The organism is Saccharothrix hoggarensis, from assembly GCF_052936025.1.
In genome coordinates, this window is sequence record NZ_CP193624.1 from 3,024,188 (window position 1) to 3,047,311 (window position 23,124).

A 23,124-nucleotide genomic window follows, 5' to 3' on the forward strand; every position below is an offset into this window, starting at 1 on the left:
GGTCAGGCCACCTTCTCGGAGTAGTCGTGCCAGGCCCAGTCGAGCGTGCGGCGGGCCAGCACGGAGAGGGCGTGCTTGCGGTACGCGGCCGAGCCGCGCACGTCGTCGATGGGGCTCGCGGCCTCCGCGACCAGGTCCCCGAACCGCCGTTTCACCGAGTCCAGCAGCGGTTTCGGCGACTCCCACTGGTTCGTGTCGGTCAGCTCGGCGGACAGGAAGTCCTCGGCCGCCGATGCCCGGCGCGGCGTGGGCGCGGCGCTGCCGACCGCCGCGCCGACCCGCTGCCGGGTCGGGTGCAGGGCCACGGCGAACGAGCACACCGCGATCACCATGGCGTTGCGGGTGCCGACCTTGGAGAACTGCTGCGGCGCGTCGGTCACGGGCACGTGGACCGCCGTGATCAGCTCGTCGGGTTCCAGCGCGTGGCGCTTCACACCCAGGTAGAACCCGGTGGCGGGGATGAGCCGGGTGCCCCTGGTCGAGGCGGCCTCCACGACGGCGTCCGCGGCGAGCAGCACCGGGTGCGTGTCGCCCGCGGGCGACGCGGCCCCGAGGTTGCCGCCGACCGTGCCGCGGTTGCGGATCTGCGGCGAGCCGACCGTGCGGGACGCCATCGCGAGTCCGGGCAGCCGGGCGCCCAGCTCGTCGATGATCCGGGTGTACGGGACGCCGGAGCCGATGCGCACGGCGCCGTCCGCCTGGTCCCAGCCGCGGAGCTCGGCGATGCGGGTGAGGTCGAGCAGCGCGGGCGGGCGGCGGTGGTCGAAGTTCAGCTCCACCATCACGTCCGTGCCGCCGGCGATGGGCACGGCGTCCGGGCGCTGCGCCTTGAGGGCCAGCGCCTCGGCGAGGCTGTCGGGGCGGAGGAAATCCATCAGCTACCTCGGTCGGCCGGAGTGCGCGGTGGACAGGACGGTGCGTGGTGTGTGAGCCAGTACACAGACCGGGGCGGGTGATCGGCTACGGCGGCGGTGCATGAATCCCAGGCTCCTCCGGTGGTGCGATTTGTGCTTTCCTACAAACACCATCGGACGATCCTTAACCGCCCGTGTGTCCCGGAGGAGGCGGCCGTGTTGCTGGTTCGGAGCCTTCTCGGGATGCCGGAACTCCGCTTGCGGCTCGTCGGCGGGGCGGACGCGCTGGACCGGCCCGTGACCAGGCTCTACGGCACCGAACTGCCCGATCCGGCCCGTTACCTGTCCGGTGGCGAGCTGGTGCTCTCCGGGCTGTTGTGGCACCGGACGGCGGCCGATTGCGACACGTTTGTCGCGTCGTTGGCGGCCTCGGGGGTCGCCGCTCTGGCGGCCAGCCCGCCCGAAGCCGGCGAATTGCCGTCCGCGCTGGTCGAGGCGTGCGAACGGCACGGCGTGCCGCTGCTGGAGGTGCCGGTCGACCTGTCGTTCGCGACCATCACCGAGCGCGTGGTCCTGGAGCTGGCCGCGGAACGGGTGGGCGACGCGGGCGCGCAGCTCGGCAGGCACCGGCGGCTGTTGACCGTGGTCGCCGAGGGCGGCGGGCTGTCCGAGCTGGTGGCGGCCGGTGCGGCGGAGCTGGAGGCGTCGTGCGTCGTGCTGTCGTGCACCGGGCACGTCGTCGCCGGGCAGGAACCGCCGGACGCCGCCGGCCTGGTCCGGGAGTTCCTGCTGGCCGACCGGCTGCCCAAGGTCGTGCGCGGCACGACGTTGCTGCCGGTGTCCACGCGCGGCGGCTCCCGGCTGACCGCGTGGATCCTCGCGGTGTCCGGTGACCGGGCGCACGACGAGGTCGCCGCCGAGCTGGCCAGCCTCGTCGGTGTGGAGCGGGCGCGGGTCGTGCAGGGGCGGGAGATCGAGAACCGCGCCGCCGGGCCGTTGCTGCGCCAGGTGCTCGCCGGCGGTGACGTGGCGGAGCGGGTGGCGGCTGTCGGCTGGGACCCGGACGTGCCGCTCCGGGTGCTGGTGGCGTCCGTGTCGGACGGGCCGGTCGAGCACGCCGTCGCCCTGGTGGAGGAGGTGCTGGCGTCCGTCACGCCGCGGTTCCTGGTGGCCGCCGTCGGCACGGAGGTGTACGCGCTGGCGCCGTCCGAGCCGTGGGCCGAGGGCGTCCGGTCGGCGTTGCGGACCGTGGAACCGGGGCTGCGGAACACCAGGGTGCTGGTCGGCATCTCGTCGCCGGTCGGGCACGCCGGGTTGCGCGGCGCGGCGGAGGAGGCGTCGCACGCGCGGCGGCTCGGCGAGCGGCGGACCGGCCGGACGTGCGTGGTGGCGGGGGAGGAGATCGCGCTCCACCAGCTGTTGCTGGCCGGCGTGCCCGAGGACCTGCGCCGCTCGCTGCGCCGCCGGCTGCTCGGACCGGTGCTCGACTACGACGCCGAGCACGGTTCCGACCTGGTCGGCACGTTGCGGGTGTTCCTCGACTGCTCCGGCTCGTGGACCACGGCCGCCGCGCGCCTGCACGTCCACGTGAACACCCTGCGCTACCGCGTCGGCCGGGTCGAGGACCTGCTCGGCGCCGACCTGTCCGACTTCACCCAGCGGGTCGACCTGTACCTGGCCCTGCAGGCGGGGTGATACTCGAACCATGGCCGCCGTGCCATGGGGCACCATCGCGCTCTACGCGGGCGTCGCCCTCGCGCCGTCCGCGCTGTGCTGGGTCGTGCTCAACGTCCCCCGCTACCTGCGTCGACTGGACCCGCGCCACCGCGCACCCGCCGCGTCCGGCCCGCCGATCGAGCAGGTGGCGGCGGACCTGCGGCGGGTCCACCGACTGCTCGCCCACGTGCCGCCCGGAACGCCACAAGCCCGCCGGGCGGGGGCGCGGCAGGCCTACGACGCCCTGCTGGTGCAGGCGTGCGCGGCGCTGGACGTGGAGCACCGGTTCGACACGCTGCTGGAAGGCGTGGACCGCGAGGTCGAACGGCTGCGCGTAGAGGAGTCGCTGCGCTCCGCCGGCCTGCGCATCCCCTGATGCTCACGCGACCGGGCTCGGTTCCGCGATCGCGGGGACGCCCGGCTCAGCATCGCTCCACCACGGCCGCCTGGCTCAGCACCGCCTGACCGCGCGGCCACCATGCCGAGCTGCCCGCGATCGCGTTTGCCGCCGGGCCGAGGTGCCCGCGATCACGTGGCGGCCGGGCCGAGTCCCGCAAGCGCCGACACCGCACTGGCGATCCCGTCCCGCCGCGCCCGCCCCGTCCCGCCGCGCCCGCCCCGTCCCGCCGCGCCCGCCCCGTCCGGCCGCGCTGGCCCCGTCCCGCCGCGCCCGCCCCGTCCCGCCGCGCCCGCCCCGTCCCGCTGGCACGTCCGCCCCGCCACGCGCGCGCCGGCACTCCCGCCACGCGGCGGTCCGGCAAGGGGCCATCCCCGACCCGCCGCCGCGCAGGCCGGGGATGGCGTCTTCCTCACCTCACCTGCTGCCACGGCACGAGCGTCGGGCGCTGTCCCGTGGCGAGGAACCCCTCGATCGTGACGGCGAAGTCGGCGACCGGGACCTCGCAGTGGGTGGGGAAGCTGACCCCGGCGCACCGGGGACGGCGGCGCGGACCCTCGCCGAGGCCGGCCCACGAGTCGGTGATCACGTCGGCGAACAGGATCACCCCGCGGTCGCCGCGCACGCCCACCCACACCCGGTGGTCCGGGCAGTCGGCGTGCACCAGCGTGGCGTCACGGCCCACCGCCGGCCGGCCGAGCAGCCGGACCACGTCCTCGGTGGCGCGGAGTTCGTCCACACCGGATGCGAAGTTCGCCTGGATCATCGTCACTCCCTGCACCGGCGGCCGGAGTTCACGCACTGCACCAGGCGGTTCATGATCTCCTCCGACATGACGTTCGCGAAGTCGTCGTGGTCGGAGAACGGGTTGTGCTCTTCCTGCGGGAAGGCGTCGACCGCGTACTGGCCGGCCACCTGCACGTCCCGCGGGATGTCGTAGGTCAGGCTGATCCGCAGCTGCGGCACGGCCTTGAAACCTCGCGGGCACTCGCCGTTCCCGTTCGGGTAGACGATGTGGTCGCGGTGGTTGGCGCTGTCGGTGTTCTCGCCGTCCCAGCAGCTCGCGAAGTCGTGGACGCGCTTGACCTTGCTGCCCTCGGGGCAGATCGGGTACTTGTTCATCAGCACCTTGTCCTCGAACCCGGTGCAGGTCCACGAGTTCCGCGCGTTCTTCGGGCCGTTCGTGGACACCTTCGCGTCGCCGTACAGCACCCGCAGGAACTGCGGCATCGGCTCCACCTTGCCGGCCGGGCTGCCGCGGAACGTGATGTTCACGACCTCGGGGCGCTGGATCTCGCCCTCGTTGCCCGGCAACTCGTTCTCGTCACTGGCGCTCTTGCCGTCGCCCTTCTCCGGCGCGTCGGCTTCGGCCTCCTGGGCCGCCTCGGCGACCTTGGCGTCGTTCGCGTCACCATCCTTCACCGTGCACGGCGCCAGCCGCTTCAGCCCGCGCGGCCGTGGGCCGACCCGGTCGATCGCCTCGGTGATCCGCTCGATCGACGTGGTCCGCTTGTCCCGCAACGGCCGCAGCACGGCGTTGTTGACGAACTCGGGGTCGTCGACCTCCGCGGCGTCCTCGAGCTTCCCGTTGGCCTCCGCGATCTGGTCGTTCATCGCCTGGAGGTTGCGGTCCACCTCGGCCTTGGCCTGGCGTGGCACGTCCCGCAGCTTCCGCCGCACGTCCGGGCACTCGACCTCGGCGGCGGCCGGTTGGCCCGGCTCCTCGTCCTCGTCCTCGCGGTCGATCCGGACCACCGGCCAGAAGTAAGCCGACTTGTCGCCGTTCTTGCAGGTGGTGTCGGCTTCGAGCAGGCTCTCGTTCGTGGAGTCGGCGTCGGTCGAGACGTTGCCGACGTAGTCGTGCAGGTGCTCCGCGCCGTTGCGGACGCCCGGCTGGGCGATGAAGTTGTCCGGGTTGAAGTGGCCGTTCTCGTTGCGACCGCAGTCGACGGTGAACGTGCCCGTGCTCGCCCCGCGCTGTGGCCTCGGCTCCCGGACGTTGCGCTGCTGCTTCGTGATGTCGGCGAACAGCGAGATGTCGGCGCCGTCCGCCTGGGCGGTGCCCTGATCGCCGGTGGTGCTGATCGCGACGGCCAGGCCGATCGTGAGCGCCAACCCGGTCACGCCGGCAGTCAGCTTCGTGCGCCGGGAGAAGCGGTGCCGCCCCTGGTTTCGCGTCATGGAAGTGTCACCTCGTCGTAGGTACGCGATGTGGTGCGTCGAACCCCGACCGCCGGTGGGCGGTGGACACCGTGGCATACGTACCGCTCCCAGTCCGCGACCTGACCGTTACCCGTTCGTTATCTCAATCGACCCCTAACTTCCGGCCGCGGTCGGCTGATCGACCCACCTGTCGGTTTGCTGTAGAACCGCGTGGAGCCTTCGCGCCGACTGGGTGGCTGCGGAACACTCCGGACGCCTCACAAGCGAAGAAGGAGTGGACATGTCTCGCACACTCGGTGCGCTGGCCGCCGTGGTGCTGGGGGTTTCCCTCGTCACCGCCGTGCCCGCCACCGCAGCGCAAGCACACCCGTTCCCCTCGGGATTCCCCCTGCCGAACGGCTTCCTGCCGGAGGGCATCGCGATCGGCTCCGCACCCACCGCCTACTTCGGCTCGCGCGCCGACGGCGACCTGTTCCGCGTCGACCTGCGGACCGGCCGGGGTGAGGTGTTCAGCCAAGGGCCCGGCACGGCGTCGGTCGGGTTGAAGGTGGACCGGCGCGGCAGGCTCTTCGTGGCCGGCGGCGCTGGCGGCGACGGGCGAGTGGTCGACGCGGAAACCGGAGAGGTCCTCAAGTCCTATCGGTTCGCGACCTCTGACACGTTCGTGAACGACGTCGTGATCACCGATCACGCCGCGTACTTCACGGACTCCCGCAAGGCGGCGCTCTACCGGGTCGGATTCGGTCGGCACGGCGGGTTGCCGGAGTCGCACTCCGTCATTCCCCTGACGGGTGACTTGGTGCTGACACCGGGGGTGAACAACGCGAACGGCATCGCGGAGACGCCGGACGGCAAAGCGCTGCTGATCGTCCAGAGCAACACCGGCCAACTGCACCGGGTCGACCCGCGAACGGGGGAGACGACGCTCGTCGACCTCCACGGCGAAGTGCTCACCAACGGTGACGGGCTGCTGGTGGAAGGCCGAACGCTCTACGTCGTGCAGAACCGGCTGAACACGATCGCGGTGTTCTCGCTGATCAAGGACGGCACCGCGGGCAAGCTCGTGACCAAGGTCACCGACCCGCGGTTCGACGTGCCGACGACGGTCGCGTCGTTCGGCGATCGCCTCTACCTGCCGAACGCCCGCTTCACCACCCCGCCCACGCCCACGACGACGTACAACGTCGTTTCCGTTCCCGAGGTGTGAAAGTCCGGGGGGCCGGTGCGCAGAAGTTCACATCGGCCCCCTGTTCGCCGTGTCACTCGACTGGGTAACCTCATCGTCGCGTCGCGCGAGTGATCGCTGTCTCTTCGTAATAATGATCTTCCGGTGTTACCGTTCCGCGCCGATCGGGTGATGAAGAGGCAGCGTTACTAGTGCTGCGCCTGACCTGGCACCACGGACGAGGCTGCGGAGCGCTGTGAAGCAGAAGAGCACCACGGAGACGAACTACAAGACGATCCGTTCACGTCTCACCGGCGTCGTCGTCGTCCCCAGCATCGTCCTTCTCATCATGTGGGCGCTGTTCTCGTCCTACACCCTGTTCGACGGCTTCTACCTGCGTGCGGTGGCCGCCGGCGTGAAGGACGCGTCGATCCCCGCCGTGCAGACGTTCGCCGCGCTCCAGAAGGAGCGCGAGCTGAGCATGACCGCGCTGAGCCAGCCCGACCGCGGCACCAGCGACCTGGAAGTGCAGCAGGGCGAGACCGACCGCGCCGTCGACGAGATGCGCGAGGCGTTCACCGAGCTGGCCTCCGCGGCGCCGCCGGAGATCGTCGAGCGGATCAACGCCCTCAACGTGCTGCTGGACCAGCTGCCGCAGCGCCGCTCGTCCCTCGAAGCGGGCCGGGCGTCCAAGACCGAGATCTACACGTACTACAACAGCCTCCTCGACGCCGGTGACGCGCTGTTCAGCGTGCAGGCCCGCGTGGTGCCCGACCACGAGTCCGTGAAGGGCGCCATCACCGCCACCGAGTACTTCAAGGCCGCCGACTGGATGTCCCGCGCCACGTCGCTCGCGTCGAGCGCCCTCGCGGCCGGTCAGTTCACGCCCGAGGAGCACATCGAGTTCGCGAACCTCGTCGGCGCCTACCACTCGTCCTACGACTCGATCGCGCCCTACGCCCGGCCCGAGGTGCGCGAGCACTACCAGTTCATGGTGGAGGGCGACGACTGGAAGCGGCTGATCGAGTTCGAGGGCAGGCTCATCCAGAACGGCCAGAAGCCGACGAACGCCGGTTCCCTCCAGGAGTGGCAGAACCTCAGCGGCCCCATCTCCACGGAGCTGACCGCGCTGGTCAGCGAGCAGGCGTCCAGCGCCGTCGGCGTGACCATGTCGCGCGGCGAGAGCAAGTTCCGCACCGTGCTGATCGGCAGCCTGGTCGCCCTGATCGCCGTGATCATCGGCATCCTGATCGCGATCCGCACGTCGAACCGCCTGGTCAACCGCGCCCTGATCACCCGCCTCACCGCGCTGAAGAAGGACTCGCTGGCGCTGGCGCACGAACGGCTGCCCGACATCGTCGACCGGCTCCGCGAGGGCAAGCACGTCGACGTCGAGGTCGAGGTGCCGCCGCTGGACTACGGCAGCGACGAGATCGGCCAGGTGGCCGACGCGTTCAACGCCGCGCAGTACACCGCGGTCGCCGCGGCGGTCAAGGAGAGCCAGGCCCGTGAAGGCGTGAACCGGGTCTTCCTCGACATCGCGCACCGCAACCAGGGCCTCGTGCACCGCCAGCTCAAGATCCTCGACAAGCTGGAGCGCGAGGAGGAGAACCCGGAGCAGCTGGACGCGCTGTTCCAGCTCGACCACCTCGCCACCCGCGCCCGCCGCAACGCTGAGAACCTGATCATCCTCGCCGGGGAGCAGCCCGGACGGCAGTGGCGCAAGCCCGTGCGCCTGCTCGACGTGCTGCGCGCCGCCGTCGCCGAGACGGAGCAGTACGTCCGGGTGAAGGTGAACCCGGTGCCGGACACCGCGCTGGTGGGCGCCGCCGTCGCCGACACCATCCACCTGATCGCCGAGCTGGTGGACAACGCCACCGCGTTCTCCTCGCCCCGCTCCCAGGTCCAGGTGCACGCCAGCGAGGTGCCGCAGGGCGTCGTGGTCGAGATCGAGGACCACGGCCTCGGCATCAACCCGGAGGACCGCGAGCAGCACAACGCGATGCTGGCCGACCCGCCGGAGTTCGACGCCATGCGCCTGCGCGGCGAGTCCCGGCTCGGGCTGTTCGTGGTCGCCCGGTTGGCTGCCCGCCGGGGTATCCACGTCGAGTTGCGCGAGTCGCCGTACGGCGGCACGTTGGCACTTGTGCTCATCCCGTCCGCGATCGTCGCGGGCCCCACCACGGCGACGGAGCCGGCCGAGACCCGTCAGCTGCCGCGCCGCACCTTCCACGACATCCCGGAGCAGGGCGATGACTCAGTGCGAGACGCCAGGTTTCCCGACAGTTCCCGAGACCTGGAAGGGTTCTGGGCCCAGGCCGAGGCCGCGGTCAACGAGGATCCCCTTCCAGAGGTCGAACGACTGAGCGGCGGGCTAGACCTGTCGCAGCGCAGCGGCGAGCTGGAACTGCCGCAGCGGAAGCGTGCCACGTCGGAGTGGCCCGCGGACGAACCGGAGTCGGCCGGCACCGCCGGCGACCGACCCGAACTCCCCCGCCGGCGCCGTCAGCAGAACCTGGCGCCGCAATTGGTGCGCAACGATTTCCACCCCTCGCCCGAACCGCTCGCCGAGATCGACCCGGAGAAGTCAGCCGAGAGGGTCCGCAAGGGCCTGTCGGCGTTCCAACGCGGCACACGTGATGCCCGTCGGACACCTGGCACCGAACTCGAATCCTGACAGCAGCAGTGGCCGGACGACTGGAAACCGGAAAGGCAACCCCGATGAACGACATGACCAGCCAGCACAACGAACTGAACTGGTTGTTGGAGGACCTGGTCGGCCGGGTGGTCGGAGCTCGGCACGCGGTGGTGCTCTCGGCGGACGGTCTGCTGCTGGGCCGCTCGCCCGGGCTGTCCAAGGACGACTCGGACCACCTGTCGGCCATGGCGTCGGCGTTCCAGAGCCTCGCCCGCGGCACCGGACGGCACTTCGGCGGCGGCGCCGTGCGGCAGACCATCGTCGAGATGGAGCACGCCTACCTCTTCGTCACCGCGGCCGGCCACGGCGCCTGCCTGGCCGTCCTGGGCGAAGAGGACTCCGACATGGGCATGATCGCCTACGAGATGAACATGCTCGTCAAGCGCGTCGGCACGTACCTGTCGTCGGCGCCGCGCGGCACGGCCGCGGCGAGCCTGCCCGCCGCTCGAAGGTCGTCCTGATGGCCGGCCGCGAGGACTGGTGGTACGACGAGGCCGCGGGCCCGCTGGTCCGCCCCTACGCGATGGTGCGCGGCCGGACCCGTCCGCTGCGCCCCGAGCTGCACCTGGTGACCCAGGTGCGCGCGATGCCTTCGCCGTCGGACCCGGACGCCCTGTCGGTCGAGCACATGGAGATCATGGAGCTGTGCCGGCGTCCGTTGTCCGTGGCGGAGGTCGCCGCCTACCTCGACGTGCCGCTCGTGGTCGTCAAGGTGCTGTTGAGCGACCTCATCCAGCGTGGTGACGTCGTGATCCGAGACCCTTCCCGTGTCCCGCAAGTGCCGGACCGGAACCTGCTTCAGGCGGTGCTGGATGGTGTCCGTGGAATCTGAGCGGCCGGGTGGGGAACTTCTCGTCCCCACCCCAGTGAAGATCGTCATCGCCGGTGGTTTCGGCACCGGGAAGACGACGATGGTCAACTCGGTCAGCGAGATACCGCCGCTGCACACCGAGGAGCTGCTCACCGAGGCCGGTGTCGGCGTCGACGACGTGCTGGGCCTGGAGAGCAAGGAGACCACCACGGTCGCCTTGGACTTCGGCCGCATCACGATCAACCCCGAGGTGGTGCTGTACCTGTTCGGCACGCCCGGCCAGAACCGCTTCTGGTTCATGTGGGACGAGCTGGCGTACGGCGCGATCGGCGCGGTGATCCTGGTCGACACGCGGAGGCTGGACAGCAGCTTCCCGTCGATCGACTTCTTCGAACGGCGCGGCATCCCGTTCATCATCGCGGTGAACTGCTTCGAGGGCGCGCACAACTACGAGGTGGAAGAGGTGCGGCGGGCGCTCGACGTCGACCCGGGCATCCCGCTCGTGCTGTGCGACGCGCGCAACCGCGAGTCGGCCAAGACGGTGCTGATCAGCCTGATCCAGCACACGATGGACCGGCTCGACGCGATGGCCTAGAGATCGACCGGCGACCGGGCTCGAACGGAGCCCGGGAACCGCTGCGCAGGGGTCCCCGCCAGGGGTCCCCTGTCTTTATCCTGCTGGCCGGGTCCGACGATTTCGGACCGTCTGGCCTCACCTGTGGACAACTCGCCGAACCCACGCCGCGCGGCCCGTGGCTTGCGGGCCTTCGCGACGGCACAGGTGTCACTGCCGGGCATCGCGGTGCCCGACGACCGCGCGCACCGACCCGTCACGGCGGGCTCGTGGCCCTCGGAGGAACCACGAGCCCATCCGGGCTACACCACCGGTTCGAGCCGGCAGTTGAAGTGCCGCAACAACTTCGGCGCGTGGGTCAGCCGGTAGCCCGGCACGCGCTCCGGCTCCTTCGCGATCTCCGCCAACGTCTCGCCGACGTACTCCAGGTGGCTCTGGGTGTAGACGCGGCGGGGGATGGCGAGGCGGACCAGCTCGTACGGCGCGGGCGTCACCAGCTCGCCCGCGTCGTCCAGCTCGCCCAGGTACAGCGAACCCAGCTCGGCGCACCGGATGCCGCCCGCCAGGTACAGCTCGGTGGCCAGCGCGAACCCCGGGAACCGGCTCGGCGGCAGGTGGTTCAGCAGCCGGCCGGCGTTGAGGTACACCGCGTGCACCCCGGTCGGCCGCACGCTCGCCACGCCGGCCGCCGCGGCGAGGTCCGCCACGTACGCGGTCGCGTCGGCGCGCGCCCGCAGGTACTCCGGTTCGGTGACCTCCAGCAGGCCCTGCGCCAGCATCTCCAGGTCGCGCCCGGAGAGGCCGCCGTAGGTGCGGAAGCCCTCGGTCGCGATCAGCAGCAGCTCGCACCTGGCGGCCAGTTCGGGGTCGCGAACCGCGAGCAACCCTCCCATGTGGACGATCGCGTCCTTCTTCAGGCTCGCCACGCACCCGTCCGCCAGCCGGAAGGCCTCCTCCGCGACCTGGCGCGGGGTGTGGTTCTCGTAGCCGGGCTCCCGCTGCGTGACCAGCCACGCGTTCTCGGCGAACCGCGCCGCGTCGAGGAAGAACGGCACGCCGTGGCGCCGGGCGATCTCACCCGCCGCCTTGATGTTGGCCATCGACACGGGTTGGCCGCCGCCGCCGTTGTTCGTGATGGTGATCAGCACCAGGGCGACGTCCCGCGGGCCGGACAGGATCGCCTCCAGCGCGTCCAGGTCGATGTCGCCCTTGAACGGCGCGTCGCTGTCGAGGTCCTTGGCCGCCTCGCACGGCAGGTCCACGGCCTGGCCGCCGAGGATCTCGATGTTCGCGCGCGTGGTGTCGAAGTGCGTGTTGCTGACGCTGACCTGACCGGGCTTGAGCAGCGCCGTGAACAGGATCCGCTCGGCCGCGCGCCCCTGGTGGACGGGGTAGGCGTGCGGGTAGCCGGTCAGGTCGCGCACCACGTCGTGGAACCGGTAGTAGGAGCGCGCGCCCGCGTAGGTCTCGTCGCCCCGCAGCCCCGCCGCCTGCTGCTCGGCGGACAGCGCGCCGGTGCCCGAGTCGCTGAGCAGGTCGATCGTCACGTCGGTGGCGGCGAGGTTGAACGGGTTGTACCCGGCGGCGGCCAGCGCCCGCTCGCGGTGCGCGCGCGTGGTGATCGGGATGGGCTCCACGACCTTGATGCGGTACGGCTCCATCGTGGGCATGGTGACTCCTAGACAGCCAGGCTGATCGAACGCGGCGAGGCCACGTCGTAGGCCTCGGACGAGAGGTAGACGGTGACACCGGGGCGCGGCCTGCCCATGCGCAGCGACACGTGGGCGATGAGCCCGACGCCCTCGTCCAGCGGACGTCGCGTGATGGCGCGCAGCGCGTTGTCGAACTGGGTCGGGTCGAGGTCGTACTTGGCCATCACCGCGAGGACCCGGCGACGTGCTTCCTCGTCGTCGGTCACGTAGTCCCGGATCGGCACGTACAGGGAATAGCCGCTGGGCACGCCGGCGTCGCCTTGGAGGAACGTGTAGCTGGAAATCAGGGGGCGCTTGTCGAACGTTCCCGTGTTGCCGCCCGTGAGCAGGCAAAAGTCGGGCACCCTGTCCACATCGACGCCCCGCGCGGCGCTCGCGGCCCGAGTGACGTCGCTTACCTCGGCGGCGTGGTGGGAGATGTAGACCTTGACCCGGGCCTGCTCTTGTTCGACCAGGTCGAGCGCGAAGAACGAATACCGGTCGAGACCGGGCCTCGTCATCGCGTGGTCGCGCAGGACGGGGAAACCGGCGGCGAAACCGGTCCGCTCCAGGCCCTGTCGCACCAAGTCCTCGGCGGCGGCCTTGCCGCGCACCTCCGGGTTGAAGTAGACCTTCACCGCCGGCGCCTCGTCGGGACGGAACACCAGCGAGTACCAGAATGTGAAGTCACTTTCCGGGTCGTCCGGCAGGAACAGGCTCCGCACCGCGTCGAAACGGCCGGTGTCCAGGTTCTCGCGGTGCCGCATCCGGTCGAGCGCGGCGAGCGCTGCGGCCGTGTTCGCTGAGCGGGAAGGCCTGGTGGCAGTGGGTTCCACGATCATGCGGACGACCGGGGGCTCGCCCGCCGCGAAAGCCGTGGAGAACTCGACCGGGGTGTGGTCGTCGGCCACGCCGGAAGGCCACTCCGGCCTGGTGGAAACCGGTTGCAGGCCGCCGGGGCCGAGCGTGTCAGCGAGCAGCCCAACGGATTTGACGGTGTTCTCCGTCATGCCCAAAGAATGCAGGAGCGCACTCAACTGGCGGCCCGTGAAATCGCGTATGGAAACGTTTTGAGGGTCCAAGGCGGGGTTCTCCTCGTGGGGGGCGAGTCGAAAGTTACGCTAGGCGAACCAATCTTGTCCACCAGGCGGCCGTAGCGTGACGTAGGGCACTCTAAAGGCAGGTCACAGGTCCTGTCGATCAGTCTCGACGCAGAAGGCGACCGTAATCAAGAATGCTCCGAACGGCCTATTGACCAGACCGCCGTCAGTCTTTCGCACTAATGTTCCGCCGTACTCCGATGACAGATCGTGGTATTTTGCCCGGGGCGCTGCCCGGTGTACGGTCGAACGTTTCGCCGCGAATTGACTTTCCCGCCATACGAGACAGGTGTGTTAATTGTTGCGCCGTGCTCCCCGTGACGTGCCGGAGCGTGGTGTGGTAATGGCCGGCAGCCCGAAGGGGGCCGCCGACCGCGAGGTCGACGGCCTTTCGACGAACGGTCAGGACGCGTAGCTGTGGAAACCGCGCCCGCTCTTCTTGCCGAGCAGTCCCGCGTCCACCATGCGCAGCAGCAACGGCGGCGGCGAGTACAAGGGCTCCTTGAACTCCTCGTACATCGACTCGGCGATCGCCTTGGTGGTGTCGAGGCCGATCAGGTCGGTCAGGCGCAGCGGACCCATCGGGTGCGCGCAGCCGAGCACCATGCCGTTGTCGATGTCCTCGGCGCTGGCGAAGCCCGACTCCAGCATCCGGATCGCGGACAGCAGGTAGGGGATCAGCAGCGCGTTGACCACGAACCCCGCCCGGTCCTGCGAGCGGATGACCTCCTTGTTCAGGACCCCCGTCACGAACGCCTCGGCCCTGGTCCTGGTCTTGTCGCCGGTCAGCAGCGACGGCACCAGTTCCACCAGCTTCAACACCGGCACCGGGTTGAAGAAGTGCACGCCGATGACCTGCTCGGGACGGCTCGTGGCCATGCCGAGTTTCATGATCGGGATCGAGGAGGTGTTGGACGCGAAGATGGCGTCCGGGTCGGCGACGATCTTGTCGAGCGCCGCGAACACCTCGGTCTTGACCTGCTCGTTCTCCGCGACGGCTTCCACGACCAGGTTACGGTCGGCGAAGTCGGCGTAGTCGGTGGTGAACCGCAGGCGCTCCAGTGCGGCGTCCCGGTCCTCGGCGGACAGCTTGCCGCTGCGCACACCCCGGCCGAGCGACGAGGCGATCCGCCCGCGCGCGGCCTCCGTGGCGTCCGGGCTGACCTCGGCCACCAGCACGTCGAGCCCGGCGCGCGCGCAGACCTCGGCGATGCCGGAGCCCATCAGGCCCGATCCCACCACTCCAACACGTTGAATGTCACTCACGGCCCGATCCTGCCAGGGCGTTCGACGGGAAGCACATCCTCGGGCCCCGGAGTCGGACGGCGCGCTCGTCCGACTCGGTCCGACCTGCTAGTTCCCGACTTCGGCCCGAAGCGCGCGCCCCGCGCCCGGACCCGTCACCGGAAGGCCGCGGCGTTCCGGGCCGTCCACTCGGCGAACGGCCGGGCGGGGCGGCCGAGGACCCGCTCGACGTCGGGGCTCACCTCCCGCTCGGCGGGCGACGGCGTGCCGAGGATGTCGAGGGTGGCGTCCGCGACCCCCGGCGGCATGAACCGGAGCAGCTGCGCCCTGGCCTCGTCCCGGGTCTGCTCGACGAACCGCACCGGCTCGCCCAGCACGTCGCCGAGCACCGCCGCCTGCTGGCGCGGCGAGATCGCCGCCGGTCCGGTCAGCACGTAGGTCAGGCCGCCGTGGCCCGGTTCCCGCAACGCCGCGGCGGCGACCCCGGCGATGTCGTCCGGGTCGACGTTCGGCAGCGCCACGTCCGCGAACGGCGCGGCGACCTCGCGGCGCGCGCGGACCGACTCGGCCCACGCGTACGCGTTGGACTGGAACCCGCCCGGCCGCAGCACCGTCCACTCCAGACCGGACTCCCGCACGGCCTCCTCCAGCTGCGGCGGGTGGCGCAGCGTCCCCACTCCCTGCGACGACAGCAGGACGACCCGCCGCACGCCGGCGTCCCGCGCGAGGTCCAACGCCTCGGCCAGCACGGGGGCGCCGCCGCCGGACGCCAGCCAGTCGCCGGACGTCAGCAGGAACAACGCCTCGGCGCCGTCCAGCGCCGGCTTGAGGCTCCTCGGCTCGGCCAGGTCGGCCGCCACGGCGCGCACGCCGTCCGGCACGTCCGCCGCCGAGACCTTCCGCGACACGGCCGTCACCCGCTCACCCGCCGCGGCCAACGCCCGCACGAGCGGCCGGCCGACGTTGCCGGTGGCTCCGGTTACCACGATCACGATGCGCTCCTCGTTCCCGAACTCCTATGTGGACGACGAGGACGCTACCTTCGCGGGTATAGTAGGTACCTAGAGGATAGTAATGGCGGAAGGGGTGGATTGTGACCGGCAGCACACAGCGTGAGGTCGCGCCCGAACTGGCCTGCCCGATCGCCCCGGTGGTCGACATCGTGTTCAGCCGGTGGACCACCCCGATCCTGTGGGCGCTGCACGAGCACGGGCGGCAGCGGTTCGTCGAGCTGGAACGCCGCATCACCACGATCACGCCCAAGGTGCTGACGCAACGGCTGCGGCAGTTGGAACGCGACGGGCTCGTCGTGCGCACTTACCACGCGGAGGTCCCGCCCCGCGTCGAGTACGAGATCAGCGAGCTGGGGCGCAGCCTGGCGCCGTTGTTCGCCGCGCTGTCGGAGTGGTCCGTCAACCTCGACCAGGTCCAAGCGGCGCGGCGGGAGTACGACGCCCGCGAACCGGTGCGACCCCGCCGCGCCTGAACGACACCCCGAACGCCGGCCTGAACGACCCCTGTACGACACCGCCGGACGTCACCCCGGACGTCACCGCCGGACGCCGAACTCCTGGGTCCAGTACGACTTGGCGCTGCCGTCCACGGCGTGCGCGACGCCGAGGTCGCGCAACTCGCAGTTGACGATGTTGGCCCGGTGGCCCGAGCTGTTCATCCACGCCCGCACGACCTCCTCGGGCGTGCCCTGGCCGGCGGCGATGTTCTCCGCCGTGATCCGGTACTGGTAACCGGCCTCGGTGACGCGCTGTGCGGGCGTGCTGCCGTCAACGCCTGTATGGCTGAAGTTGCCGGTGCGGGCCATCTCGTCGTTGTGCCGCTTGGCCGCCGCCGCGAGCTGCGCGTTCGGGGCGAGCGCCGGGCAGCCGACCGCCGAACGTTCCGCGTTGGTCAGGCTGAGCACCTGGTCCGCGTAGGTCGGTGCGGCGGTGGCGACGCCGGTCGTGACGAGCAGTGCCGCGACGGCCAGTCCGGCCGTGCAGGTCCTGGTGGTCATGACGTCCTCCTCCTCGGTGGCACCTTGCGTGAGGAGGGTTCCCGCTCTGGAGCGGAGTTGCGTCCACGATCGGGCGAACCACGGGGAATGCCGGACATCCCGACCGGATCACCTGGTATTCGGACGGCCGGGGCGAGGGACCGGCGCCGCCCGCCCCGGCCGGTCCGGTCAGTCCTTCAGCTCGCGTTCGGCCTGCGCGATGGCCGCGAACTCCTCCTCCGGCGCGGACGCGACGAGGTGGTGCCGGCTGTAGAACCAGAAGTACGCCAGCGCCACCACGACGATGCCCGCCGTGATCCCGGCGGCGAGCTCGTCCACGAAGAACGTCGCCACCACGGCCGCCAGCGCGAGCACGAGTGCGACCGCCGTCGTCGCCACGCCGCCCGGCGTCCGGTACGGGCGCTCCAGCCCCGGCTCCCGCACCCGCAGCACGATGTGCGACACCATCATCAGCACGTACGACAGCGCCGCGCCGAACACCGCGATGTTGATCAGCAAGGCGCCGTCGCGGGTGATCGCCGCCAGCACGAACCCGATCGCGCCCGGCACGATCAGCGCCAGGTACGGCGTCTTGCGCTTGCCGGTGCGCGACAGCCACCGCGGCAGGTACCCGGCCCGCGACAGGGCGAACAACTGCCGCGAGTAGGCGAAGATGAGCGAGAAGAAGCTCGCCACCAACCCGGCCAGGCCGACGTAGTTCACCACCTGCGCCAGCAGGTTGTCCCCGCCGTACGCCGCGCGCACCGCCGCCGGCAGCGGGTTGTCGGACCCCTTCAACGCCTCCGACCCCGCCCCGCCGGGCGCGAACACCAGGATCGCGCCCGCGAACACCAGCAGCACGAGCATCGCGGCGATGATCCCGCGCGGCATGTCCCGCTTCGGGTCGCGCGCCTCCTCCGCGGCCACCGGCACGCCCTCGACGCCCAGGAAGAACCAGATCCCGAACACCAGCGCGCCCAACGCCCCCGTGACGCCGAACGGCAGGAAGCCGTCACCCTGGGCCAGGTCGAACAGCTTCGCCGAGTCGAACCGCGGCACCATGCCGATGACGAACACGGCCAGCGCCACCACCGCCACGCCCGTGATGACGAACATCAGCCGCAACGCCTCGCCGACGCCGTACAGGTGCACGCCGATGAACACGAGGAAGCACACCAGGTACACCGGCCAGGAGTTGGTCAGGCCGAACAGCCCCAGCGTCTCCACGTACCCGCCGATGAACACCGCGATCGCGGCCGGCGCCATGGCGTACTCGATGAGGATCGCGATGCCCGTGGCGAACCCGCCGAGCGGTCCGAGCGCGCGTCGCGCGAAGCCGTAACCGCCGCCGGCCACGGGCAGCGCGGCCGCGAGCTCCGCCAGGCCGAACACCATGCACGTGTACATCAGGCCCATCAGGGCCGTGGCGACGAGCAGGCCGCCCCACCCGCCTTGCGCGATGCCGAAGTTCCACCCGGCGAAGTCGCCCGAGATGACGTAGGAGACACCCAGCCCCGCCAGCAGGACCCAGCCCGCGGCGCCCCGCTTGAGCTGCCGGTGTTCCAGGTAGTCGCTGCCCACCTTCTCGTACTCGACGTGCTTGGCCATCTGCGCTCGCTCCCTAATGGGTCAGTCGCGCTCCTTTGGAGGATGTGGCGAGGGTGGCGTGGCTGATGTGATGGTGTCAAGATGAGCTGTCCAATGGCTCGCTGACATACCTTTGGAGGTATCGCGGATGCTCGCCGTCGAGGAGTTGCGCGTGCTCGTGGACGCCGGGGAGGTCGACACGGTGCTCGTCGCGGTCGTCGACATGCAGGGCCGCCTCCAGGGCAAGCGCTGCGCCGCCCGCTACTTCGTCGACGAGGTACTGCCGCACGCCGCCGAGGGCTGCAACTACCTGCTCGCCGTGGACGTCGAGATGAACACCGTCGACGGCTACGCCATGTCGTCGTGGGAGACCGGGTACGGCGACTTCGTCATGCGGCCCGACCTGTCCACGCTGCGGCGCGTGCCGTGGCACGAGGGCACCGCGCTCGTGATGTGCGACCTGGTCTGGGAGGACGGCGAGCCGGTCGTGGTGTCCCCGCGGCAGATCCTCAAGCGCCAGCTCGACCGCCTCGCCGAACGGGGTCTGCGCGCGTTCGTCGGCACCGAGCTCGAGTTCATCGTCTTCGACACGACCTACGAGGACGCCTGGAACCGCGGCTACCGCGACCTCACCCCGGCCAACCAGTACAACGTGGACTACTCCCTGCTCGGCACCGCGCGCGTCGAGCCGCTGCTGCGCGCCATCCGCAACCACATGGCGGGCGCGGGCATGGTGGTCGAGTCGGCCAAGGGCGAGTGCAACCCCGGCCAGCACGAGATCGCGTTCCGCTACACCGAAGCGCTCGCGACGTGTGACAACCACAGCATCTACAAGACCGGCGCCAAGGAGATCGCGGCGCAGCAGGGCAAGTCGCTGACGTTCATGGCGAAGTACAACGAGCGCGAGGGCAGCTCGTGCCACATCCACCTGAGCCTCCGCTCGGAGGACGGCGAGCCGGTGTTCGCCGAAGGGCGCGGCATGTCGAAGCTCATGGAGCACTTCATGGCGGGCCAGCTCGCCGCGCTGCGAGAGCTGGCGTACTTCCTCGCGCCGAACATCAACTCCTACAAGCGGTTCGCGCGGGGCAGCTTCGCGCCGACCGCGGTGGCCTGGGGCAAGGACAACCGGACGTGCGCGCTGCGCGTCGTCGGGCACGGGCAGTCGCTCAGGTTCGAGAACCGGGTGCCGGGCGCGGACGTGAACCCGTACCTCGCCGTCGCCGCGCTGATCGCGGCCGGCCTGCACGGCGTGGAGAACGAGCTGCCGCTGGAGGACGAGTTCGTCGGCAACGCCTACGGGTCGGACCGCCCGACCGTGCCCGCCACGCTGCGCGACGCCGCGTCCCTGCTGGCGAGGAGCGAGCTGGCGCGCGAGGCGTTCGGCCAGGACGTGGTCGAGCACTACCTCAACGCGGCCCGGGTGGAACTGGCCGCGTTCGACTCGTCGGTGACGGACTGGGAGCGCATCCGTGGCTTCGAACGGCTCTAGGGCACGCCCGCTGATCGGCGTCAGCACCTACCTCGAACGCGCCCGGTTCGGCGTGTGGGACGTGGAGGCGGCGGTCCTGCACCGCGACTACCTCGACTCGGTGGTGCGGGCGGGCGGCAACCCCGTGCTGCTGCCGCCGGTCGGCGAGTGGGACGCGGACGCCATCGCGTTCCTCGACGGCCTGGTGCTGGCGGGCGGCGCGGACGTCGACCCGGCGTTGTACGGGCGGCCGCGCGACCCGCGCACCGGACCGGCCCGCCCCGACCGGGACGCGGTCGAGCTGAGCCTCACGCGAGCGGCACTAAAACTCGACCTGCCGCTGCTCGCGGTGTGCCGGGGGATGCAGCTGCTCAACGTGGCGCTGGGCGGCACGCTGGTCCAGCACGTGGACGGCCACAACCCGACGCCCGGGGTGTTCCAGCACACCGGCGTCGCGGTCGCGCCCGGCTCGCGGCTGGCGGAGGTCGTCGGCCTGGCCACCACCGTGCACTGCCACCACCACCAGGCGTTGGACACCATCGGCGACGGCCTGCGCGTGGTCGCGGGCGCGCCGGACGGCACCGTGGAGGCCGTGGAGCTGCCCGGCGCGCGGTTCGTGCTCGGCGTGCAGTCGCACCCGGAGGCCGACACCGAGGACGACCGCTTGTTCGCCGCGCTCGTCGCCGCGACGCGGGCCGCGACGGGCGACACCGCCACAGGACACAGGGCAGCAGCGGACAGGACCGCGGTTGCGGACAGGGGTGTGGAGTGACGACGTTCGACGTGATCAACCCGGCCACCGAGGAGGTGGTCCGGTCGGTGCCGCTGGCCTCGCTGGAGGAGACCGACGCGGCGATCGCCCGCGCCTGGGCGGCGCTGCCCGCGTGGCGTGCCGTCGCGCCCGGCGACCGGGCCCGGCTGCTGCGCCGGTTCGCGGACGCCGTCGACGGCGCGGTGGAGGAGCTGGCCGCGCTGGAGGTGCTGAACTCCGGGCACACCATCGGCAACGCGCGCTGGGAGGCGGGCAACGTCCGCGACGTGCTGCACTACTACTCCGCCGCCCCGGAACGCCTGTTCGGCAGGCAGATCCCGGTGCCGGGCGGGCTGAACGTGACCTTCCACGAGCCGGTGGGCGTGGTCGGCGTGATCGTGCCGTGGAACTTCCCGATGCCGATCGCCGGGTGGGGCTTCGCGCCCGCGCTGGCGGCGGGCAACACCGTGGTGCTCAAACCGGCCGAGCTGACGCCGCTGACCGCGCTGCGGCTCGCCGAGCTCGCGCTGGAGGCCGGTGTCCCGGAGGGCGTGTTCCAGGTGCTGCCGGGCGCCGGGCCGGTGGTGGGGCAGCGGTTCGTCACGCACCCCGCCGTGCGCAAGGTCGTGTTCACCGGGTCCACGCGGGTCGGCAAGCAGGTCATGGCCGGCTGCGCCGAGCAGGTCAAGCGGGTGACGCTGGAGCTGGGCGGCAAGTCGGCCAACATCGTGTTCGCCGACGCCGACCTGGAGCAGGCCGCGGCCACCGCGCCGTACGGGGTGTTCGACAACGCGGGCCAGGACTGCTGCGCCCGGTCGCGCATCCTGGTGCAGGCGTCGGCCTACGACCGGTTCATGGAGCTGCTGGAACCGGCCGTCAAGGGCGTCGTGGTGGGCGCGCCGGGCGACGAGGCGACCGAGATGGGACCGCTGATCTCCGCCGCGCACCGGGAGAAGGTCGCGTCCTACGTGCCGTCCGACGCGCCGGTGGCGTTCCGCGGCTCGGCGCCGTCGGGCGCGGGGTTCTGGTTCCCGCCCACGGTGCTCGCGCCCGTCGCGCCCGGCGACCGCGCCGCCGTGGAGGAGATCTTCGGGCCCGTGGTGGCCGTGCTGCCGTTCACCGACGAGGAGGACGCGGTCCGCCTGGCCAACGACAGCGAGTTCGGCCTGTCCGGGTCGATCTGGACCCGTGACGTGGGGCGTGCGCTGCGCGTGTCCCGCGGCGTGGAGGCCGGGAACCTCTCGGTGAACTCCCACTCGTCGGTGCGGTACTGGACGCCGTTCGGCGGGTTCAAGCAGTCCGGCCTGGGGCGCGAGCTCGGGCCGGACGCGCTCGACGCGTTCACCGAGACCAAGAACGTCTTCATCGCCCACTGACCGCACCGCGCACGACCGCACGCGCACATCGATTGGGAGAGACATGGTTCAGCGACTTGAGGGCCGGGTGGCCGTGGTGACCGGCGGCGGCAGCGGCATCGGGCTCGCCTCGGTCCGACGGCTGGCGTCCGAGGGCGCGCGGGTCGTCGTGGCCGATGTGGACGGTGACGCGGGCAAGGCGGCGGCCGACGAGGTCGGCGGCCTGTTCGCCCAGGTCGACGTGACCGACGAGGAACAGGTCTCCGCCCTGTTCCAGACCACTGTGGACACCTACGGCTCGCTCGACGTCGCCTTCAACAACGCGGGCATCTCGCCGCCCGACGACGACTCGATCCTGACCACCGGCATCGAGGCGTGGGAACGGGTGCAGAAGGTCAACCTGACCTCGGTGTACCTGTGCTGCAAGCACGCCATCCCGCACATGCTGGAGCGCGGCCGCGGCTCGGTGATCAACACGGCGTCGTTCGTGGCGACGATGGGCGCGGCGACGTCCCAGATCTCCTACACCGCGTCCAAGGGCGGCGTGCTGGCGATGAGCCGCGAGCTGGGCGTCCAGTTCGCCCGGCAGGGGGTGCGGGTCAACGCCCTGTCACCCGGACCGGTGAACACGCCGTTGCTGCGGGAGCTGTTCGCGAAGGACCCGGAGCGGGCCGCGCGGCGACTGGTGCACGTGCCGCTGGGCCGGTTCGCCGAGCCGGAGGAGATCGCGGCCGCGGTGGCGTTCCTGGCCAGCGACGACTCGTCGTTCATCACGGCGTCGAACTTCCTGGTCGACGGCGGCATCGCCGGTGCCTACGTGACACCGCTGTGATGCCGTTGCAGGACGCGTTGTTCCGCCCCGTGCGGGCGGGCAACGCGTTCGAGGAGACCGTGGAACGGCTCATGCAGGCCATCCGGCTCGGGGCCGTGGGGCCGGGGGAGCGGCTGCCCGCCGAGCGGGACCTCGCCACCCGGCTGGGCGTCAGCCGGGTGACGTTGCGCGAGGCGATCAGGTCGTTGCAGGACGCCGGGTACGTCGAGTCGCGGCGCGGCCGGTACGGCGGGACGTTCGTGATGGAGCGCGTGCCCGTCCCCGCGCCGGACCACCGGGTCGACCCGGAGGACCTGGCGGACGCGATGACGTTGCGCGCGGCGGTGGAGACGGGCGCGGTGGAGTGCGCGGCGGGACGCGCGCTGGGGTCGGTGGAGCGGCGGAACCTGCTGTCCCGGCTGGTCGAGTGCCGTGACGCGTCGCTGGACGAGTACCGGCGCAAGGACTCGCGCCTGCACCTGGCGATCGCCGAGGCGACCGGGTCGCCGTCGCTCACGGCGGCCGTCGCCGACGCCCGGATGAGGGTGAACGCCCTGCTCGACCGGATACCGCTCCTCCAGCCCAACCTGGCGCACTCGAACGAGCAGCACGAGCGGATCGTCACGCACATCCTGGCCGGTGACGCGGAGGCCGCGCGGCGGGCGATGGCCGAGCACCTCGACGGCACGGCCCTGCTGCTGCGCGGCTTCCTGACCTGACGGTTCACCGCCTCGGGTGATCTTCCCCG

General features: G+C 71.2%; 22 protein-coding genes. 13 read left to right on the forward strand and 9 right to left on the reverse strand.

What is annotated here, in order from left to right:
• Positions 1–2: 2 nt before the first annotated feature.
• A complete protein-coding gene (locus ACRAKH_RS14095) occupies positions 3–875 on the reverse strand; it encodes an FAD binding domain-containing protein (protein ID WP_380721478.1) in 873 nt (290 codons plus the stop codon).
• Between the two features lie 222 nt (positions 876–1,097).
• On the opposite strand from ACRAKH_RS14095, the gene ACRAKH_RS14100 reads away from it, so the two are divergent.
• Positions 1,098–2,549, forward strand: coding sequence for a PucR family transcriptional regulator (locus tag ACRAKH_RS14100; RefSeq protein WP_380721480.1), 1,452 nt, complete (start codon positions 1,098–1,100; stop codon positions 2,547–2,549).
• A gap of 10 nt (positions 2,550–2,559) precedes the next feature.
• Positions 2,560–2,946 carry a hypothetical protein gene (locus ACRAKH_RS14105; protein ID WP_380721481.1) on the forward strand — a complete coding sequence of 129 codons (387 nt, stop codon included), beginning with the start codon at positions 2,560–2,562 and terminating at the stop codon, positions 2,944–2,946.
• Between the two features lie 433 nt (positions 2,947–3,379).
• Here the strand turns inward: ACRAKH_RS14105 and ACRAKH_RS14110 are convergent, their stop codons facing one another.
• Entirely contained in the window at positions 3,380–3,733 is a 354-nt protein-coding gene (locus ACRAKH_RS14110) for an Imm1 family immunity protein (RefSeq protein WP_380721484.1), read from the reverse strand.
• A 2-nt stretch (positions 3,734–3,735) separates the two neighbouring features.
• Positions 3,736–5,148 carry a DUF1996 domain-containing protein gene (locus tag ACRAKH_RS14115; protein ID WP_380721487.1) on the reverse strand — a complete coding sequence of 471 codons (1,413 nt, stop codon included), beginning with the start codon at positions 5,146–5,148 and terminating at the stop codon, positions 3,736–3,738.
• A gap of 262 nt (positions 5,149–5,410) precedes the next feature.
• On the opposite strand from ACRAKH_RS14115, the gene ACRAKH_RS14120 reads away from it, so the two are divergent.
• The 5 genes from ACRAKH_RS14120 to ACRAKH_RS14140 all read left to right on the forward strand — a co-directional run bounded on the left by ACRAKH_RS14120 (position 5,411) and on the right by ACRAKH_RS14140 (position 10,399).
• Positions 5,411–6,337, forward strand: a complete 927-nt coding sequence (locus ACRAKH_RS14120; protein ID WP_380721490.1) for an SMP-30/gluconolactonase/LRE family protein — start codon at positions 5,411–5,413, stop codon at positions 6,335–6,337.
• 214 nt (positions 6,338–6,551) lie between these two features.
• Complete coding sequence (locus ACRAKH_RS14125) at positions 6,552–8,972, forward strand: sensor histidine kinase (RefSeq protein WP_380721493.1); 2,421 nt, start codon at positions 6,552–6,554, stop codon at positions 8,970–8,972.
• Positions 8,973–9,016: 44 nt separating this feature from the next.
• Positions 9,017–9,454, forward strand: coding sequence for a roadblock/LC7 domain-containing protein (locus tag ACRAKH_RS14130; protein ID WP_053718071.1), 438 nt, complete (start codon positions 9,017–9,019; stop codon positions 9,452–9,454).
• Complete coding sequence (locus tag ACRAKH_RS14135) at positions 9,454–9,825, forward strand: DUF742 domain-containing protein (protein ID WP_053718070.1); 372 nt, start codon at positions 9,454–9,456, stop codon at positions 9,823–9,825. The genes ACRAKH_RS14130 and ACRAKH_RS14135 overlap by 1 nt, the downstream gene beginning before the upstream one ends.
• A complete protein-coding gene (locus ACRAKH_RS14140) occupies positions 9,806–10,399 on the forward strand; it encodes a GTP-binding protein (protein ID WP_380721497.1) in 594 nt (197 codons plus the stop codon). Before ACRAKH_RS14135 ends, ACRAKH_RS14140 begins: the two co-directional genes overlap by 20 nt.
• Positions 10,400–10,680: 281 nt before the next feature.
• Here ACRAKH_RS14140 and ACRAKH_RS14145 read toward each other — a convergent pair whose 3' ends face one another.
• The 4 genes from ACRAKH_RS14145 to ACRAKH_RS14160 all read right to left on the reverse strand — a co-directional run bounded on the left by ACRAKH_RS14145 (position 10,681) and on the right by ACRAKH_RS14160 (position 15,406).
• Positions 10,681–12,048, reverse strand: coding sequence for a tryptophanase (locus ACRAKH_RS14145; RefSeq protein WP_380721500.1), 1,368 nt, complete (start codon positions 12,046–12,048; stop codon positions 10,681–10,683).
• 8 nt (positions 12,049–12,056) lie between these two features.
• Positions 12,057–13,151, reverse strand: a complete 1,095-nt coding sequence (locus ACRAKH_RS14150; protein ID WP_380721502.1) for a tryptophan dimethylallyltransferase family protein — start codon at positions 13,149–13,151, stop codon at positions 12,057–12,059.
• A gap of 420 nt (positions 13,152–13,571) precedes the next feature.
• Positions 13,572–14,435: a 3-hydroxybutyryl-CoA dehydrogenase gene (locus tag ACRAKH_RS14155; RefSeq protein WP_380721505.1), complete on the reverse strand. Its 864-nt coding sequence runs from the start codon at positions 14,433–14,435 to the stop codon at positions 13,572–13,574.
• Between the two features lie 134 nt (positions 14,436–14,569).
• Positions 14,570–15,406, reverse strand: coding sequence for an NAD(P)H-binding protein (locus tag ACRAKH_RS14160; RefSeq protein ID WP_380721507.1), 837 nt, complete (start codon positions 15,404–15,406; stop codon positions 14,570–14,572).
• Positions 15,407–15,507: 101 nt separating this feature from the next.
• On the opposite strand from ACRAKH_RS14160, the gene ACRAKH_RS14165 reads away from it, so the two are divergent.
• Positions 15,508–15,900 (forward strand): winged helix-turn-helix transcriptional regulator, encoded by a 393-nt coding sequence (locus ACRAKH_RS14165; protein WP_380721510.1) that lies wholly within the window; start codon positions 15,508–15,510, stop codon positions 15,898–15,900.
• Between the two features lie 63 nt (positions 15,901–15,963).
• Here ACRAKH_RS14165 and ACRAKH_RS14170 read toward each other — a convergent pair whose 3' ends face one another.
• A complete protein-coding gene (locus ACRAKH_RS14170) occupies positions 15,964–16,425 on the reverse strand; it encodes a CAP domain-containing protein (RefSeq protein ID WP_380721513.1) in 462 nt (153 codons plus the stop codon).
• A gap of 168 nt (positions 16,426–16,593) precedes the next feature.
• A complete protein-coding gene (gene eat / locus ACRAKH_RS14175) occupies positions 16,594–18,012 on the reverse strand; it encodes an ethanolamine permease (RefSeq protein ID WP_380721516.1) in 1,419 nt (472 codons plus the stop codon).
• 127 nt (positions 18,013–18,139) lie between these two features.
• On the opposite strand from eat, the gene ACRAKH_RS14180 reads away from it, so the two are divergent.
• Genes ACRAKH_RS14180 through ACRAKH_RS14200 form a run of 5 tightly spaced genes read left to right on the forward strand, consistent with a single transcriptional unit; the run spans position 18,140 to position 23,095 of the window.
• Positions 18,140–19,480, forward strand: a complete 1,341-nt coding sequence (locus ACRAKH_RS14180; protein WP_380721518.1) for a glutamine synthetase family protein — start codon at positions 18,140–18,142, stop codon at positions 19,478–19,480.
• A complete protein-coding gene (locus ACRAKH_RS14185) occupies positions 19,461–20,231 on the forward strand; it encodes a gamma-glutamyl-gamma-aminobutyrate hydrolase family protein (RefSeq protein WP_380721521.1) in 771 nt (256 codons plus the stop codon). Before ACRAKH_RS14180 ends, ACRAKH_RS14185 begins: the two co-directional genes overlap by 20 nt.
• A complete protein-coding gene (locus ACRAKH_RS14190; RefSeq protein WP_380721524.1) occupies positions 20,228–21,586 on the forward strand; it encodes an aldehyde dehydrogenase family protein in 1,359 nt (452 codons plus the stop codon). Before ACRAKH_RS14185 ends, ACRAKH_RS14190 begins: the two co-directional genes overlap by 4 nt.
• A gap of 43 nt (positions 21,587–21,629) precedes the next feature.
• On the forward strand, positions 21,630–22,397 hold the full coding sequence (locus ACRAKH_RS14195; RefSeq protein ID WP_380721527.1) for a 3-oxoacyl-ACP reductase: 768 nt from the start codon (positions 21,630–21,632) through the stop codon (positions 22,395–22,397).
• Complete coding sequence (locus ACRAKH_RS14200) at positions 22,397–23,095, forward strand: FadR/GntR family transcriptional regulator (protein WP_380721529.1); 699 nt, start codon at positions 22,397–22,399, stop codon at positions 23,093–23,095. The genes ACRAKH_RS14195 and ACRAKH_RS14200 overlap by 1 nt, the downstream gene beginning before the upstream one ends.
• Positions 23,096–23,124 lie beyond the last annotated feature (29 nt).

Coding starts and splice junctions, on each gene's coding strand:
- ACRAKH_RS14095 (WP_380721478.1), bottom strand. CDS start 875: ATGGATTTCCTCCGCCCCGACAGCCTCGCCGAGGCGCTGGCCCTCAAG.
- ACRAKH_RS14100 (WP_380721480.1), top strand. CDS start 1,098: ATGCCGGAACTCCGCTTGCGGCTCGTCGGCGGGGCGGACGCGCTGGAC.
- ACRAKH_RS14105 (WP_380721481.1), top strand. CDS start 2,560: ATGGCCGCCGTGCCATGGGGCACCATCGCGCTCTACGCGGGCGTCGCC.
- ACRAKH_RS14110 (WP_380721484.1), bottom strand. CDS start 3,733: ATGATCCAGGCGAACTTCGCATCCGGTGTGGACGAACTCCGCGCCACC.
- ACRAKH_RS14115 (WP_380721487.1), bottom strand. CDS start 5,148: ATGACGCGAAACCAGGGGCGGCACCGCTTCTCCCGGCGCACGAAGCTG.
- ACRAKH_RS14120 (WP_380721490.1), top strand. CDS start 5,411: ATGTCTCGCACACTCGGTGCGCTGGCCGCCGTGGTGCTGGGGGTTTCC.
- ACRAKH_RS14130 (WP_053718071.1), top strand. CDS start 9,017: ATGAACGACATGACCAGCCAGCACAACGAACTGAACTGGTTGTTGGAG.
- ACRAKH_RS14135 (WP_053718070.1), top strand. CDS start 9,454: ATGGCCGGCCGCGAGGACTGGTGGTACGACGAGGCCGCGGGCCCGCTG.
- ACRAKH_RS14140 (WP_380721497.1), top strand. CDS start 9,806: ATGGTGTCCGTGGAATCTGAGCGGCCGGGTGGGGAACTTCTCGTCCCC.
- ACRAKH_RS14145 (WP_380721500.1), bottom strand. CDS start 12,048: ATGCCCACGATGGAGCCGTACCGCATCAAGGTCGTGGAGCCCATCCCG.
- ACRAKH_RS14170 (WP_380721513.1), bottom strand. CDS start 16,425: ATGACCACCAGGACCTGCACGGCCGGACTGGCCGTCGCGGCACTGCTC.
- eat (WP_380721516.1), bottom strand. CDS start 18,012: ATGGCCAAGCACGTCGAGTACGAGAAGGTGGGCAGCGACTACCTGGAA.
- ACRAKH_RS14180 (WP_380721518.1), top strand. CDS start 18,140: ATGCTCGCCGTCGAGGAGTTGCGCGTGCTCGTGGACGCCGGGGAGGTC.
- ACRAKH_RS14195 (WP_380721527.1), top strand. CDS start 21,630: ATGGTTCAGCGACTTGAGGGCCGGGTGGCCGTGGTGACCGGCGGCGGC.
- ACRAKH_RS14200 (WP_380721529.1), top strand. CDS start 22,397: ATGCCGTTGCAGGACGCGTTGTTCCGCCCCGTGCGGGCGGGCAACGCG.